General features: G+C 68.6%; 10 protein-coding genes. 5 read left to right on the top strand and 5 right to left on the bottom strand.

What is annotated here, in order from left to right; all coding sequences use genetic code 11:
- Positions 1–6: 6 nt before the first annotated feature.
- The 3 genes from menD to JW958_13120 all read right to left on the bottom strand — a co-directional run bounded on the left by menD (position 7) and on the right by JW958_13120 (position 6,141).
- Positions 7–1,767 carry a 2-succinyl-5-enolpyruvyl-6-hydroxy-3-cyclohexene-1-carboxylic-acid synthase gene (gene menD / locus JW958_13130; GenBank protein ID MBN1827194.1) on the bottom strand — a complete coding sequence of 587 codons (1,761 nt, stop codon included), beginning with the start codon at positions 1,765–1,767 and terminating at the stop codon, positions 7–9.
- Complete coding sequence (locus tag JW958_13125; protein MBN1827193.1) at positions 1,764–3,167, bottom strand: isochorismate synthase; 1,404 nt, start codon at positions 3,165–3,167, stop codon at positions 1,764–1,766. The genes menD and JW958_13125 overlap by 4 nt, the downstream gene beginning before the upstream one ends.
- Before the next feature lie 187 nt (positions 3,168–3,354).
- A complete protein-coding gene (locus tag JW958_13120) occupies positions 3,355–6,141 on the bottom strand; it encodes a fused MFS/spermidine synthase (GenBank protein ID MBN1827192.1) in 2,787 nt (928 codons plus the stop codon).
- 193 nt (positions 6,142–6,334) lie between these two features.
- Here JW958_13120 and JW958_13115 point away from each other — a divergent pair, with 193 nt between their 5' ends.
- Complete coding sequence (locus tag JW958_13115; protein MBN1827191.1) at positions 6,335–7,627, top strand: NTP transferase domain-containing protein; 1,293 nt, start codon at positions 6,335–6,337, stop codon at positions 7,625–7,627.
- Between the two features lie 46 nt (positions 7,628–7,673).
- Positions 7,674–8,813: a glycosyltransferase family 4 protein gene (locus JW958_13110; protein ID MBN1827190.1), complete on the top strand. Its 1,140-nt coding sequence runs from the start codon at positions 7,674–7,676 to the stop codon at positions 8,811–8,813.
- Between the two features lie 104 nt (positions 8,814–8,917).
- Here the strand turns inward: JW958_13110 and JW958_13105 are convergent, their stop codons facing one another.
- Positions 8,918–10,015, bottom strand: a complete 1,098-nt coding sequence (locus tag JW958_13105) for a hypothetical protein (protein ID MBN1827189.1) — start codon at positions 10,013–10,015, stop codon at positions 8,918–8,920.
- Positions 10,016–10,219: 204 nt separating this feature from the next.
- On the opposite strand from JW958_13105, the gene JW958_13100 reads away from it, so the two are divergent.
- The 3 genes from JW958_13100 (at position 10,220) to JW958_13090 (ending at position 14,197) form a co-directional block, all read left to right on the top strand.
- Positions 10,220–12,025, top strand: a complete 1,806-nt coding sequence (locus tag JW958_13100; GenBank protein ID MBN1827188.1) for a tetratricopeptide repeat protein — start codon at positions 10,220–10,222, stop codon at positions 12,023–12,025.
- A 269-nt stretch (positions 12,026–12,294) separates the two neighbouring features.
- Entirely contained in the window at positions 12,295–13,233 is a 939-nt protein-coding gene (locus JW958_13095; GenBank protein ID MBN1827187.1) for an HNH endonuclease, read from the top strand.
- A gap of 49 nt (positions 13,234–13,282) precedes the next feature.
- Positions 13,283–14,197 carry an HNH endonuclease gene (locus JW958_13090; protein MBN1827186.1) on the top strand — a complete coding sequence of 305 codons (915 nt, stop codon included), beginning with the start codon at positions 13,283–13,285 and terminating at the stop codon, positions 14,195–14,197.
- Between the two features lie 303 nt (positions 14,198–14,500).
- On the opposite strand, the gene JW958_13085 is transcribed toward JW958_13090, so the two are convergent.
- Positions 14,501–15,025 (bottom strand): phospholipase D family protein, encoded by a 525-nt coding sequence (locus JW958_13085; GenBank protein ID MBN1827185.1) that lies wholly within the window; start codon positions 15,023–15,025, stop codon positions 14,501–14,503.
- Positions 15,026–15,028 lie beyond the last annotated feature (3 nt).

Raw genomic sequence — 15,028 nt, 5'->3', positions numbered from 1 at the left:
AACGACCTAAAACGGTTTCGGGGCGCGCGGAGGGATCGTCGCTTCGATCACCGTGGCGCCCCGGCGGGCGGCGGCGGCCCCGAGCGCTTCGCGCAGCCCGTCGTCCGAGACGGCCCGGTGGAAGGGGAGGTCGAAGAGGCGCGCCGCGTGGGCGAGGTCCGACCCGTGAGGCATGATCATGTAGCGCTCCAGGAAGGGCGCCGCCTCCTTCGACGAGCCGAGCCCGTGGCTCTCGAAGATGCGGCCGCCGTCGTTCCGGACCACCACGATCGCGAAGGGCGTTGTCGCTTCGCGCGCCGCGGCGAGACCGCTTAGGTCGTGCAGGAAAGAGAGGTCGCCGAGGAGGAGGGTGACCGGACGGCCGGTCGCGACGGCGGCGCCCGCGGCGGCGGAGACGAGGCCGTCGATTCCGTTCGCTCCTCTCTGGGCGAGCACCGGGGCTCGCGCCGTCGATCCCGGGCAGTAGCGGTCCACCGTGCGAATCGGATTGCTGTTGCCGACGGCGAGGAAGGCGCCGTCCGGGAGCGTCTCCGTCACGGTACGGGCGACGCGCGCCTCGGAGAGGACGGGGCCGCCGGCCAGGCGGCGCGCCTCATCCAACGCCCTCCGGTTCGGTGCGGCGAAGAGCCCCGCCCACTCTTCCTCGACGGAAGGCTCCACGCTCTCCATCTCTCGGAGGAGACGCGCCGCGATCCGCTCCGGTGCGCCGTGGAGAAAGAGCGCCGCGCCCCCCGGCGGATCCGGCCGGCCGAGAGGCGCGACGACCAAGCGGTCCGCCCCGCCCGTCGCGGCGAGCCAGCGCCGCGTCGCGGCGGAAGTGGGGTAGGCGCCGAACTGGAGCACCAGGTCCGGGGCGAGCGTCGCGGCGGTCTCCTCCCACGCCAGGAAGAGGTCGTGCCCGTCGAAGCGGAGGGGATGATCTTCACCCGTGAAGCGATATTGGCTCGCCCCCTCGGCGAGAATCGGCGCGCCGAGGCGGCGGGCGAGACGCTCCACCGACGACCACGCATCGCCCGCGGCGACCGGAGCGGGCCCGCCGAGGAAGACCGGCCGGCGCGCTTCGCGGCAGAGACGGACGGCGCGATCGTAGCTCTCCCGGTCCGGCTCGACGACGGGAGGGCGCGACTCCGGCGCGGGACCGCCGACCACGGCGGCGGCGGCGCGGGCCATCGACTCTCGGTCCGGCGCGCCCGGCTCCGGCCCGAGCGGCTCCGCGAAGGGGGCGTTCAGATGGACCGGCCCGGGGATGGGGTGGAGAGAGTCGGCCACGGCGCCGAGCGCCTTGCGGTGGAGGGCGCGCAGGGCTTCCGCGTCGCCGCGCGGCATGCCGAGTTCCACCGAGCGGCGGGCGTGGACGCCGAAGAGACGGGTCTGGTCGATGGTCTGGGGGGCGCCGCAGCCGTGCGACTCCGGCGGCCGGTCGGCGGTGACCGCCACCAGGGGGACGCGCGATGCGGCCGCTTCGATCACCGCGGGATACCAATGCGCTCCGGCCGTCCCCGACGTGCAGACGAGGAGCGTCGGGCTGCCGGTGGCGCGCGCCTGTCCGAGGGCGAAGAACGCGGCGGCGCGCTCGTCCGCGACCGGCGTTACGTGGAGCGATTCGTGCTCCGCCGCGGCGATCACCAGCGCCGCCGAGCGCGCCCCCGAAGAGACCACCGCACGGCGTACGCCCGCGCGCACCAGTCCGTCGATCAGGACACTCGCCCAGATCGTCTGTGGGCTCGCGCCGGCCCGGTTCTTCCTCGCGTGATCGTCTCCGTTCAATTCGCGATCCCCAGCGCCCGAAGGAGGGGCGCCATCTTGATCCGGGTTTCGTGATACTCCTTCGCCGGTTCGGAGTCGCGGACGATTCCCGCGCCCGCGTAGATCCAGGCGCGGTCGCCACGGATCACGCCGGAGCGTATCGCGGCGGCGAAATCCCCCTCGCCGCCCGCGTCGAACCGGCCGACGGGCGCGGCGTACCATCCGCGCCGGTGCGGTTCGTGATTGCGGATCCAACGGAGCGCCTCGGAGGCGGGGAGGCCGCCCACCGATGGCGTCGGATGCAGCACGCCGACGAGATCGAGGATGTGCGTCGGCCGGGCGAGGAGGCCGGCCATGGGCGTCTGGAGGTGGATCGCGTTCTCGAGCTCCCTCACCTGCGGGCGGGGCGGAACGGTGAGGCGGAGGCAGAACGCCTCCAGGATCCGGCGGATCGAGCCGACCACGATGTCGTGCTCGCCCAAATCCTTTCGGCTCTGAAGGAGCGTGAGGATGCGCGCGTCCCGCTCCTCGATGGGGCCGTCGGCGGCGATGGTGCCGGCGAGCGCTTCGGTGGCGACATGCACCCCCCGCACCCGCACGAGCCTCTCCGGCGTGGCGCCGACGAACCAGCCGTCGCCGCTCCGCACGGCGAAACGGTAGCAGTCCGGGTAGGAGGCGCCGAGGCGTTCCACGACGCCGATCGGGTCCGCGGGGGCCGCGAGATTCACCCGCGCGCGGCGCGCGAGCACCACCTTGGCGAAGCGTCCTTCATGGATTCCGTCTCGGATCTCCTCGACCAGGTCATCCCAGATCGCGCGTTCCGGCTCGCGCTCGATCGTCCCCCCCGGCGCCGCGCCCCCCTCGGGACCGGCGTCCTCCTCGATGGCGGCGAAGAGGCGCGGGAGTTCCTCGATTCGGGCGCGCAGGTCGCACCGATCGTCGTCGCCGCCGCGGGTGAGGGCGAGCCACGCGCGCTCGCCGTCTCGGGCGTACCACCAGCGCGGGAGGAAGAAGAAACCGTCTTCGAAACCGACCCAAGGTTCCTCCTTGCCGCCGCCGGCGTCGAAACCGAGACCGCCGAAGAGGGAGGGGACGAAGGGGGGGCAATCGGAGTGGAGGGTGACGTCGAGCGACTCCAGGAAGTCCGCCGCCCGATCACGGAGCGCGTCGAGGCGGTCCTCGCCGTTGTGGCGAAGGACGAAGGATGCGCCGACCCCCGCCGAGACCGCTCCCTCCGGCGGCGCCCAGAGGAAGGCCGGGTCGCCATCAAGGGCGCGGAGCAGCGCTTCGGGCCGGCCCACGGGGGCCGGGACGGCGACCAGAGCCGGCGTGGAACGGAGAACCGCTCCCGGCTCGATCAGCCGCTCGGCGAGGAAAGCGGCGGCGGCTTCCGCGAATCCCGCGAACGGTATGGGGCTCAACTATCACCGTCCTTTCGTCGATCCCGGCGCTCGCCGCGCGCACGTTCGCCCGGGCGCCGCGGGGCGCGCTCGTGCCGTCTTGGCGCCGGAACGCGGACGTGGGCGGGTGGGCGCGGTCTACTCCGCGAGTATATCCACGGTCGAAGGGGGCTGTCCAGAAGGGTGAAGGGTCGCGGCGGATCGCCGGTCAGGGGGCTTTCGCGCCGCCGCCGATCCGATCGAGGCAGGCCGCCAGCGCCCGCTCGGCCCGCTCGTTGGAAGGATCGATGCGGAGCCCCTCCCGGTAGGCGAGCGCCGCCTCGGCGAGACGTCCCTCGCGGAAGAGGTTGTTGGCGAGCCGGAAGTGGGAGTCCGCCTCCCATGGGACGACGCGGACCAGCTTCTCCAGGATCGGCACGACCGCCGCGGCGTTTCCGTGGGTCGCCGACGTCGCCGCCCGCTGCACCAGGTGCTCTCCGTAGATGCGGGCGACGCCGCGGTTTTCCGGATCGACGCGGAGCGCCTCCTCCCAGGCGATCTCCGCCTCGCCGCCTCGTTTCTCCTTGTGCGCGCGGATCGCCTCCCCGTCCCACGTCCAGGCCAGGCGTATCCGGGCGACCCGCTCGGCGAGCGCGCCGGCGTCGAGGCCGACCGCCTCCGGCCGCAGGCAGTACGCCGCCGGGTCCGGCGAATGGGAGCGGGCGATCTCCATCGATTCCACGGTGGTCATCCGGTCATGCCCCCGCGCCTCGGCGTAGCTGTTCCGCGGGTGCGCGTCGGTGTTCACCGGTCCCGGGCCCGCGGCGCGAAGCATCCCCTCCCGGTCCAGGCCGACGGCGGCGGCGATCCGCACCGGGTCGTCCAGGTCGACCGACGCGAGATCCCGGCGGACCGGCTCGTTCCCCTCGATCCGCTCCTTGATCCGCTCCAGGTCGAGACGGATCGGCGCCGGCGAACCGACCAACACGGAGTGGCGGGCGACCGAGAAGAGCGCCGCCTCGGGAAAGGCGCCGGCGAAGGTGCGAAGGATGGTCCGATAGGTCGCGCGGTCCACGCCGTGATAGGGGAGCCACTGGCAGAAGAGACCTTCGGGGCCGAGGCGGGAGAGGACGAGCCGGTAAAAATCTTCTGTATAAAGCACCCAGCTGTCCGCCGATCCGGGATGGGTCGCGTCGGAGACGATCACGTCGTAACGCTCGTCCGAGAGGAGCAGCCGGTTCCGGCCGTCGTTGAACAGAACGCGCACGCGGGGGTTTTCCAGGACGCGGTGGTTCTCCTCGGCGAAGAGTTTCGCCCCTCCCTCCACCTCGGGACAGATCTCGACGCAGGTGATCGCGTCGAAATCGTGGAGCGCGAGAGAACCGAGGGCGATGCCGCCGCCGAGGGCGACGGTGAGGGCGCGCCGCGGCTCCGGGTGGACGAGCGGACCGATGTTTCCGAGCAGGCGGAAAACCTGGAGCGACGGGAAATCGGTGGGGACCTCCCAGATGCCGTTCACGCAGAGCAGCTTCGTCTTGCGGACCCGGTCTTCGTGGACGGTGACGGTGGCGGTCGGGCCCTCGTCGGCGTAGACGAGTTCGTAGCCGGGCGCGGCCGCCCCGTAGATCGGCGGGAGGATCCTCCCGCCGCCGAGAATCGCGAGCGCCGCCGCGCCGGCCAGCGCCGCTCCCCCCGCGGTTCGCCGCACGCGGCCGCGGGCGAGAAGGAGGGCGACGCCGCCGATCGCCAGGTTGATCGACGAGAGGACGACCAGCGTTTTCTCGACGCCGAGGAGCGGCACCAGCACGAATCCCGCCGCCAGCGATCCGGCGATGGCGCCGAGAGTGTTCACCGCGTAGGCGCCTCCCACCTCGCGGCCGACCCGCCGCGCCGAGGCGGTGACCAGATGCGCCACGGCCGGGAAGGTGGCGCCGATGAGGAGCGTCGGAAGCGCCATGGTCATCGCCGCCGCGGCCAGCCGGAGGACGAGAAGCCCGTGCCAGCTCTGCAGTCCGAAGGCGCGCACCAGGCGGTGCGTCATCGGGTTCACCTCGCCGAAGAGGCGGAGCGTGAGGAGCGCCGCCAGGGCGATCCCGATCTCCAGCGCGCCGAAGAAGAGGAGCCGCCCGCCCCGCTTCGGCGGCAGCAGTCCGTAGAGCGCGCCTCCCAGGGCGAGGCCGGTGAGGAACGTGGCGAGCATGATGGCGAAGGCGAAGATGGTGTTGTTGCCGAGAAAAAAGACGAGCACGCGCACCCAGGTCACCTCGTAGCCGAGGGAGGCGAAACCGCTGAGCGCGAAGAGGAAGAGGATCGCCCGGTGCGGCGGCGCGTCCGGGAGGGAGACTTCACGCCCCTCCTCCAACGCCGCGGGTTCCTCCGCGATTCGCGCCGGCGCGCCTCTCCTCTCCCCGCGGGCGAGCAGGAGCGCGCCGAATCCGACGAAGACGTTGATCGCGACGCCGACGGCGATCGACCCGTGCAGCCCGAGGAAGGGGAGCGTGGCGAAGGCGGCGAGGACCGCGCCGAGCACCGCCCCGCCGGTATTCAGGAAGTAAAGCAGTCCGACGCCGCGACCGACGCGGTCCAGCTCGCGCACGATCACCCGCGAAAGGACCGGGAAGGTCCCTCCCATGAGGGTGGTCGGCAGGAGGAGGGTGAGAAAGGCGAGGGCGTAGCGGACCGGCACGAAGAGCGCCGTTCCCTCCAGCGCGGGCGCGGCGCGCAGGAAGAGCGCCCGCCCGGCGAGAGTGAGCGCCGGCACGAGAAGCGCCGTGACGGCGATGCCGATTTCGATGGCGCCGTAGAGGCGGAGCGGGTCGGGCGAGCGGTCGGCGCGGCGGCCGAAAAGCCAGCTCCCGAGGGCGAGGCCGGACATGAAGCTCGCCAGCACCGTGGCGGTCGCGTAGGAGGAGCCGCCGAACACGAGCAGCAGCAACCGATTCCACACGACCTGGTAGAGAAGCCCGGCGACGCCGGAGAGAAAGAAGATGAAGTAGAGCCGACCCTTGCGCTTCATCGGTGCCCCGTCGCTCCCCGCGGAGTGCGCGGGCCCGATCGCCCGCGCGTCCAATCTACCACGGCCGCCCCGGGTTGTCGATTCGCGCCGTCGGGCCGCGCCGCCCGCCGTTGACAGGGCGCGGCCGTTGTGGTGCAGTTAGCCGGTCCGGGCGGCGGCCCGGGCGGCGCACGCACCGCGCGGGAGGTTCGGGATGTATCGAGGCGAGGCGATCCTGAAACGTGTGGCGGTGGTCATCCTCGGCGGCGGCCGCGGCACGCGCCTCTTTCCGCTCACGGAGAGGCGGGCCAAACCGGCGATCAGTTTTGGCGGCAAGTATCGCCTCATCGACATTCCGATCTCGAACAGCCTGAACTCGGGGATCCGCAAGATCTTCGTGCTCACCCAATTCCTGAGCGCCGGGCTGCACAGCCACATCTCGCGCACCTATCACATGGACGGGTTCTCCGACGGTTTCGTGGAGATCCTCGCCGCCGAGCAAACCCCGACCAGCAAGGATTGGTACCAGGGAACGGCGGACGCGCTCCGCCAGAGTCTCCGTTATCTCCTCCGCACGCCGGTCGACCACGTGTTGATCCTCGCGGGCGACCAGTTTTACCGGATGGACTTCCGGCTCCTTCTGGAGACGCACCTGCAGACCGGCGCCGACGTGACCGTGGCGGCCACTCTCGCGCCGGAAGAGGTGGTGCCGCGCCTCGGCGTGCTGGAGGTCGGCGAGGGGCAGAGGCTCGCGCGGGCGGTGGAGAAACCGGCGGACCCGGAGGCGATCGCGCGCCTCGAGGCGCCGGAGCATGTACGGTCTCTCTTCACCAGCGGCTGGTGCCGGGGCCGGCACCTCGTCTCGATGGGGATCTACCTCCTTCGGAAAAACGCCCTCGTCGATCTTCTCCGCGAGGCGCCGGGCCAGGACTTCGCCGGCTCGGTGGTCCCCGTCGCGGTGGAGCGCGGTCGCGCGGTCTACCACCCCTTCGCCGGCTACTGGGTCGACGTGGGGACGCTCCGCAGCTACTTCGACGCGAACCTCTCTCTGGTCGACACCGTGCCCCCCTTCAACCTCTACGACCCCGAGAACCCCCTCTTCTCGCGGCACAGGAACCTGCCGGCGCCGAAGGTGACCGGCACGCGGGTGGACGGGGCGCTGATCGCGGACGGCTCGATCATCGAAGGAGCCGAGCTGGCGCGCGTGGTGGTCGGGCTCCGGAGCGTGATCCGTCCGGGAACGAAGATCCGCAACTCGGTTCTGATGGGAAACGATTACTATGCCCATGAAGTGCCCGCGGCCGAAGGACGCCCGGCGGAGCCGGGGATCGGCCGGGACTGCGTGATCGAAAACGCCGTGCTCGACAAGAACGTGGTGGTCGGCGACGGTTGCCGCATCGTCGGGCGCGCCGGCGAACCGGACCGCGAGGGGGACGGCTGGACGGTGCGCGACGGTATCGTGGTGATCCGCCACGGCGCGACCCTGCCGCCGGGGACGGTCGTCTGAGCGGGCGGGCGGGACGGGCGGCGCGACCGGCCGCCGGGCGGGAAGCATGCGCGTTCTCTACCTGATGGACGACATGGGGGGCGGCACCGGGAACCACGTGTTCTCTCTCGTCCCGCGCATCGAGGGGGTGGAACCGGTTTTCGCCACCACCGGCCGGCGCGTCCGCACGCGCCTCAACGTGGACGACTCGACGGTGTACAAGGTGCCGCCCAAGGGGCGTTTCGACCCGCCGGTGGTGCACCAAGCCCGCATGCTCGCCGACCTCCGCCGCTTCGCCCTCTCGGCGCGCGTCGATTTGATTCATTCCTATTTCTTTTGGTCCATCTTCTTCGGCCGCATTTTAAAGCGGATGCTCGGCGTTCCGTTGGTGGAGAACCGGGAGGATCTCGGTTTCCAATGGGGGACGCTGGAATACGCGCTCCTTCGAATGGGGTCCGGCGCGCCGGACCGCGTGATCTGCGTCGCCGAGGCGGTGCGGCGCCAGGCGGCGCGCCGGGAGGGGCTCCCCCCCGCGCGGACGACGACGGTGTGGAACGGGATCGACCCGGAGGAGCTGGACGCGGACGGCGGCGAGGGAGATCTCCGCGCCGAGCTGGGCGTTCCCGCGGACGCGCCGGTCGTCGGTATCGTGGCGAATTTCCGCCGTGTGAAGCGCGTGGATCGTCTGATCCGCGCCGCGCCGCGGCTCCTCGATCGGCTCCCGGATTTGCGCGTGCTGATCTCCGGCCGGGGCGTGGAGGAGGAGCGGCTGCGCGCCCTCGTCCGAGAGATGGGTCTCGAGGAGCGCGTTCTGTTCGCCGGTTTCCGGCGGCGGCTCGCGCCGGTTTACCGCGCCGCCGATATCACGGTCCTCACTTCCGAGACGGAGGGGTGCTCCATCGCCGTACTGGAGTCGTTCCACTTCGGCCGGCCGGTGGTGGCGACCGACGTGGGCGGAAACGGCGAGCTGGTCCGGAATGGAGAGAACGGCTTCCTCGTGCCGGAGTGGAACGAGGCGGCCTTCGCGGACCGGGTGGTCCGGCTGCTCACGGACCGGGCCTTATTGGAGAGGATGGGACGGGCGGGGCGGGAACTCGTCCGCGAACGCCACGGGATCGATGGCGTCGCGCGTGAGTACGGGCGAATCTACGAGGAAGTCGCGGCGGAAGGTGCCCGGCACCGGAAAGATCCTTCCGTCGAAAAATAAAACGGGGGGCGCCGGCCCCTTCTTCCGTTGCCCCTTCCTGCGCTCACGGTTTCATTTCGAAAAGAGAGAAGGCGAGGTCCGCCGGCGCGATTGAAACGACGAGGTCAACGGGCCCCTCCGCCGCGCGCCATTTCGAGGCGCGTCGCGATCGCCTCCGCCGCGACGGAGCAACCGGCCGCGCTCGGGTGGATGTTGTCGATGAAGAGATCCCCCTCGGCGCGCAGGAAAGGCTCGATCAGGCTGATGATCGGCGATTCCGTTTCCCGCGCGGCGGCGACCACGCCGGGTTGGTAGACGATCAGGTCGGCGCTCCCCTCCTCCTTCTGTTTCCGGTAGGGCCAGATCAGATAGATCACCGGCACGCCCCGGGCGTCGCAGAGACGCTTCATCTCCACCAGGGTTTTCACGAAGTCGCCCGGCGGGAGGCGGGGCGTTTCCCCGGCCGGCTCGTCGGAGTCCGCGCCCCGTGAATCGTCGTCGCCGCGGAGGCGCCGCGCGGTACGGGACAAGGCGGCGGCGAGGGCGCTCCGGCGGAGGAGGGGCGCGGCGAAACGCTCCGCGTCGAGCGCGCGGGCGGTCTCGCGGTCGGTGCGGGAGGCCCAGGTCGCGGCGTCGTTGAAGCCGAAACAGAGGAGCACCAGGTCCGGGTCGAGGGCGAGACCGCGCCGCCCGAGCCAACGGAGCCCTTGATAGGCTGTATAACCGGGGACGCCGGCGTTCACCACCTCAGCGTCCGGGCCGTGGAAGAGGCGCATTCTCTCTTCGAGGAGCCGCGGCCACGTTTGATCGTCGCCGACGCCGACGCCGAAGGTGCAGGAGTTGCCGAGGGCGATCACGCGAAAGGTGTCGCCCGATCGGAAAGGCGGCGAGCGGTAACCTTCGTCGTTGGTCGACGCGGTGAAGTCGACGCCGTAGCCGCCGAGGGCGCCGGCGATCCTTTTATTCCGCACGCCGGCGCGCAGTTTCCAAAAGAGCACGGGATCCGGTTCGAGGATCTCGGTCAGACCGGGGAGGCCGAGCACGCGGATCAGCTTCTCGTGTTCCCGGTGGGTCGGCGCCTCGTCGGGCCGGAGGAGGAGTCGGGCGGCCCCTTCGAGCAGCAGGAAGAAAAGGACCACCGTGATCACGGAGAAGAGGAGCGTCTTCCCCGGAGAAATCGGTGGCCGGCGGTCCTTGCCGTCGATGGTGGGCTTCACGCGCATAGGACCTCGTCGGCGAAAGGGGCGCGGGGCCCGTAGTCCGGACACCGCATCGCCGTCCGTCCTCTATTGTATGCGGACGCCGTGGGCGCGGGCAAGGGGGACGCGGCGCGGTTCTCTCGCCGCCGCGCGACGGTCGCCGTCTCCCGTCCTCGACCGGGAGGAGCCGGGCCGTTAGAATGAAACGATCGGAAACGGGGAAGAGGGATGATGGCACGAGGCACGATCGCGGTCGCGGCGCTGGCGCTGATCGCCGCCGCGCTGATCGCGTACGCTCCGGCGCTCCGGGGCGGGTTCATCTGGGACGACGACTCCTACGTCACCGCGAACCCGCATCTCCGGAGCGCGGCGGGGCTTCGCGCGATCTGGCTTCAACCGGGCGCGACCACCCAGTACTACCCGTTGGTTCACACCGCTTTCTGGATCGAGCACCGCCTTTGGGGGCTCCGCCCCTTCGGTTATCATCTGATCAACGTGTTGCTCCACGGCGTCGGCGCGGCGCTCCTTTTCCTGGCGCTGCGGAGGCTCGGCGTTCCGGGAGCGTGGTTCGCCGCGGCGATCTGGGCGCTCCATCCCGTGCAGGTGGAGTCGGCGGCGTGGATCACCGAGAGGAAGAACGTCCTCTCGGGCGCGCTCTACTTCGGCGCCGCCCTCGCCTGGTTCGCGCGGCGGGAGAGGATCGAGAGGACGGGGCGGGGGGGGCGCGGGCTCTACGCGCTCTCTTTCATTCTCTTCGTCGGGGCGCTGCTCGCCAAAACGGTGACCGCCTCGCTCCCGGCGGCGCTGCTTCTCGCGGCGTGGTGGAGGCGCGGGCGGATCGATCGCCGCGAGGCGTCGTCGCTCCTCCCCTTCTTCGCGGTGGGCGCGGCGGCGGGGCTCTTCACCGCCTGGATCGAAAGCGACCTTCTCGGCGCGCGCGGCGCGGAGTGGTCGCTCACGCTCCTTCAACGAACGGCGCTCGCCGGGCGAGCCCTCTTCTTCTATTTGGGAAAGCTGGCGTGGCCGGCGCGCCTCTCCTTCATTTATCCGCGGGTCGTCCCCGATGGCGGCGCGGCGTCGCTCTTCCCCGCGGCGGCGGCGCTGGGGATCGTCGTCGCGCTCCTTCTCCTAAGGCGGCGGATCGGCCGCGGGGCGGCGGCGGCGGCGCTCTTCTTCGGCGGCACGCTCTTGCCGGCGCTCGGGTTCTTTGATGTCTATCCTTTTCGCTTTTCCTTCACCGCCGATCATTTTCAGTATCTGGCTTCCGCCGGGCCGATCGTTCTTTTCGCGGCGGGATGCGCTCGTCTCGGCCGGTGGGTCGGCGGCGGTGAGCGGGCGCGCACGGGCGCGGGTGTGGGCGCGGCGGCGAGGACGGCGCCCCTGTTCGCCGCGGCGCTCCTCCTTCTTCTCGGAGGACTCGCCTGGCGGCAGGCGGGAGCCTACCGTGACCTGGAGACCCTCTGGCGGGACACGCTCGAGAAGAATCCGGGCGCGTGGATGGCGCACGTCAACCTGGGTGAGATGCTCGCCGCGCGAGGCGACGGGGCGGAGGCGGCGGTTCATTTCCAAGAGGCGCTTCGTCTCGACCCGGAGAACGACAAGGCGCACAACAATCTGGGGAATCTGCTCGCGGCGGCGGGACGGCGGGAGGAGGCGATCCGCCACTATCGGGAGGCGATCCGGATCGAGCCGCGATCCGTTTCGGCGAGGAGCAATCTGGGGCTGGCGCTCCTCGACGAGGGGAGGCCGGAGGAGGCGATCGAGCAGTTCATCGAGGCGCTCCGTCTCCGCCCCGGCGCGCCGGAGCCCGCGACCAATCTGGGGGTGGCGCTCCTTCGCGCCGGCCGGCCGGAGGAGGCGGAGAGGGCGTTCCGCGAGGCGCTCCGCGCGCGGCCGAACGACGCCGGCGCTCACTATCGTTTGGGGGTCGCCCTCGCCGCCATGGGCCGCCCCGCCGAAGCCGAGGCCGCCTTCCGCGAGTCGCTTCGTTTCGACCCGAACCACCCCGGCGCACGCCGGGCGCTGGGGGAGTAGAGGGGGCAAGACAGACCTCGCGAGAGATGGGTCTTTCTATTGGTAAAATAGTTGGTTCCGCGTTTGCACTCTGGCTGTGGCTTAAGCACTAAAAACGGCGCCACACTCCGATATACATCGCCTTGTGTGGCCCAACCCCCGTAATCCGACGGACACAACGAGGGCCGGTCGATATTGTGTTGGACCGGCGATAGAATTTGCTAGCACTTTATTTGTCTTTGAAGCATAATTTAAAAGCTTTACGGAGTCCGGCAAAAAGAAGTGGAGTTATGCGCACCTGGATCGCCAATACCGATTTCGAATGGTATCGGTTCCTGTCTGGCCGAACGGATCCGGAGGAAGTTAATTTCTGGCAACCCTCCGAGTCGAAGAATTTTCATGCGATTCCACCGGGCGCACCCTTTCTATTCAAACTAAAGTCTCCGCACAGCGCGATAGGAGGTTTCGGATTTTTCGCGACCGCGTCCCGGCTTCCCGCCTCCTTGGCCTGGGAGACCTTTGGCGAAATGAATGGCGCGCCGACTTTCGAGAAGATGATCGAGCGAATCTTCCGATATCGAAAAAGTCCATACGATCAACGGGAAGATCCCGTAATCGGTTGCCGGATCGTGGGCGACGTCGTCTTTTTCCCTGAAAGCCACTGGGTGAAACAGCCGGAGGATTGGAATCGGCACATTGTTCAAGGCAAGACATACGATACAGCCCAAGGCGAGGGGCTCCGGGTATGGCAAGAATGTCTCGCCCGGGCGGCCGACCTTAGAAGTGATTGGGTGAATGATCCCGCACTCCGGGAGATCTACGAGGGAGCGCGTTTCGGCCGGCCCGTTTCAGTGAGGGGGCGACTGGGCCAGAGAAGCTTTCGTATCGCAGTGTTGGACGCCTATGGCCGTGCATGCGCCGTCACGACGGAGCACTCTCTCCCCGTTCTAGAGGCAGCCCATATCAAACCCTATTCCGACGGTGGGCCGCATGATTATGGTAACGGCATTCTCCTCCGGTCGGATATCCACCGGCTTTTTGACAAAGGATACGTCTCCGTGGATCCAACCTACCGGTTCCACGTCAGTCGAAGGCTCCGTGAGGAATGGAAAAACGGGGAGACATACTATCCCTTTGAGGGGCGCCGAATCCTGTTGCCGCGGGAAGAGAGCTTTCAGCCGGACAAGAGAATCCTTGAGTGGCACTATGAAGAGATCTTTCGGAACTAGCGCACGCATCGATTTATAAAGAGCTTTTCCTTTCGGCAGGGGGTACGCCTTGGATCGTTCCGAAGTCAGACTCGCGGCGTTCGAGTTTTTGAAGGAACAAACGGCCCTGCACGGCGAAGTACTGCCCCACCGGATCCTCAGCCGCGGATTCGAGTTCGAAAATAGGCGGGTTCCTCTGCTAGGACCGCAGGGTATCTTCAAGCCGGCGGTGTTGCCGAGAATTCCCCTGACGATCCGCACTGCGCCGATCGTGCCGGGCAAGCCGAGGCCTTACGACGACAGGATCGACGACGAAGGGACGATCCGATATCGCTACCGCGGTACGGATCCCGATCATCACGACAACGTCGGACTTCGACTCGCCTGGAAACACCAGTTCCCGCTTATCTATCTGTACGGCGTAATCCGCGGGGAATATCTCCCTTTCTGGCCGGTCTTTATCGTCGGCGACGATCCGAAGAACCTCTGTTTCACCATCCGCGTCGACGACGCGGGCAACGCCTTCCACACCGACCTCAAAGGTGTCGCTGAGGCCGCCACGGAGGAGCGCCGCCGGTACATCACGGTCGTCTCGCAGAGACGGATGCACCAGCAGGGATTCCGCCGCCGTGTGCTGAACGCATACCGGGAAAGTTGCGCGATTTGCCGCCTACGGCATCAAGAGCTACTGGACGCTGCCCACATCCTCCCGGATCGGGATCCTCGTGGGGAGCCGCTCATCAGTAACGGCCTCGCACTCTGCAAAATACACCACGCCGCATTCGATAGGAATGTCCTCGGCATCCGACCCGATCACCGCGTCGAGATCCGGACCGACATTCTCGAGGAAGAGGACGGCCCCATGCTCCGACACGGTCTGCAGGATATTCATGGAGAGGAAATCTTTACCCCCCGTCGCCCGGAATGGCGGCCCAACCCAGACTACCTTGCGGCACGATATGAGATCTTCCGGAGAACGGCGTAGGGAGAAGACGCCCCGCGTAAATGGCAACGTCACTTTGTGACACCGGCCATATACCGTGCGCGGCGCTCACGGAAAGAAAATCCGAGACCTCCGCGTCCATTGAAGCCAGTCAAACGAAGCGCAGGGCGAAAGAGGGTGAACCGAACCCTCACACCGCCCGTCTCCCGTTTCTATATCGGAACGGGGGGGATTTTGCGCCCGAATCCCTTTTCTCTCTCCGTGTCTCTACGAAAGTCACTCTTTCTCTCCCGTCGGAATATTCGAACCGGAGGAGGAGAAGAAAGAAAGGACTGCGGCAAACCCCTACTCGCAGTGCTCGCGCCGGCCGCACTCCTCGCAGAACTCACCGCTCCAGATTCTCGTGAAGAGATCGCGATAGGGAGCAATCATCTCGGGGTCGGTGGTGAGGAAGCCGGTCTCGAAGTTGCGGCGCGCCGGGGATTTGGCGCCGAGGCCGGCGCCGGTGAGGTTGGCGCTTCCCGCGTAGAGGAGAGAGTCGTCGACGAGGATCATCTTGAAGTGGGTGCGGGGGCAGAAGAGCATCTCGAAGCGTTCGTCGCGGGCGAGGGTGGAATGAGAGGCGAGGGATTCGGCGAAGGGGCTTGAGGGGCGCGCTCCGTGAAGAACGCGGATCGCCACGCCCCGGTCGACCAGATCGGCGAAGATATCGACGATGGAGCGCGATTTCCGACCCCTTATGACATGAAGGTTTTTGAGGTTGGCCGTGGCGATGTGGAGGGAACGGCGCGCCGCGAGGACCCCCTCTTCGACGACGCGGGCGTAGTGATCTTCGTTTTGGATGAACTCGATGGCGGGGTGGTCGGTCATCGC

It is taken from the genome of Candidatus Eisenbacteria bacterium (assembly GCA_016930695.1).
Classification (GTDB): domain Bacteria; phylum Orphanbacterota; class Orphanbacteria; order Orphanbacterales; family Orphanbacteraceae; genus JAFGGD01.
This window is presented reverse-complemented; position numbering and strand designations above follow the sequence as displayed.

Excerpts from the sequence above, each read along its gene's own strand:
- JW958_13105 (MBN1827189.1), bottom strand. The coding sequence starts at position 10,015 with ATGCGCGTGAAGCCCACCATCGACGGCAAGGACCGCCGGCCACCGATT.
- JW958_13100 (MBN1827188.1), top strand. The coding sequence starts at position 10,220 with ATGATGGCACGAGGCACGATCGCGGTCGCGGCGCTGGCGCTGATCGCC.
- JW958_13115 (MBN1827191.1), top strand. The coding sequence starts at position 6,335 with ATGTATCGAGGCGAGGCGATCCTGAAACGTGTGGCGGTGGTCATCCTC.
- JW958_13110 (MBN1827190.1), top strand. The coding sequence starts at position 7,674 with ATGCGCGTTCTCTACCTGATGGACGACATGGGGGGCGGCACCGGGAAC.
- JW958_13120 (MBN1827192.1), bottom strand. The coding sequence starts at position 6,141 with ATGAAGCGCAAGGGTCGGCTCTACTTCATCTTCTTTCTCTCCGGCGTC.
- JW958_13095 (MBN1827187.1), top strand. The coding sequence starts at position 12,295 with ATGCGCACCTGGATCGCCAATACCGATTTCGAATGGTATCGGTTCCTG.
- JW958_13085 (MBN1827185.1), bottom strand. The coding sequence starts at position 15,025 with ATGACCGACCACCCCGCCATCGAGTTCATCCAAAACGAAGATCACTAC.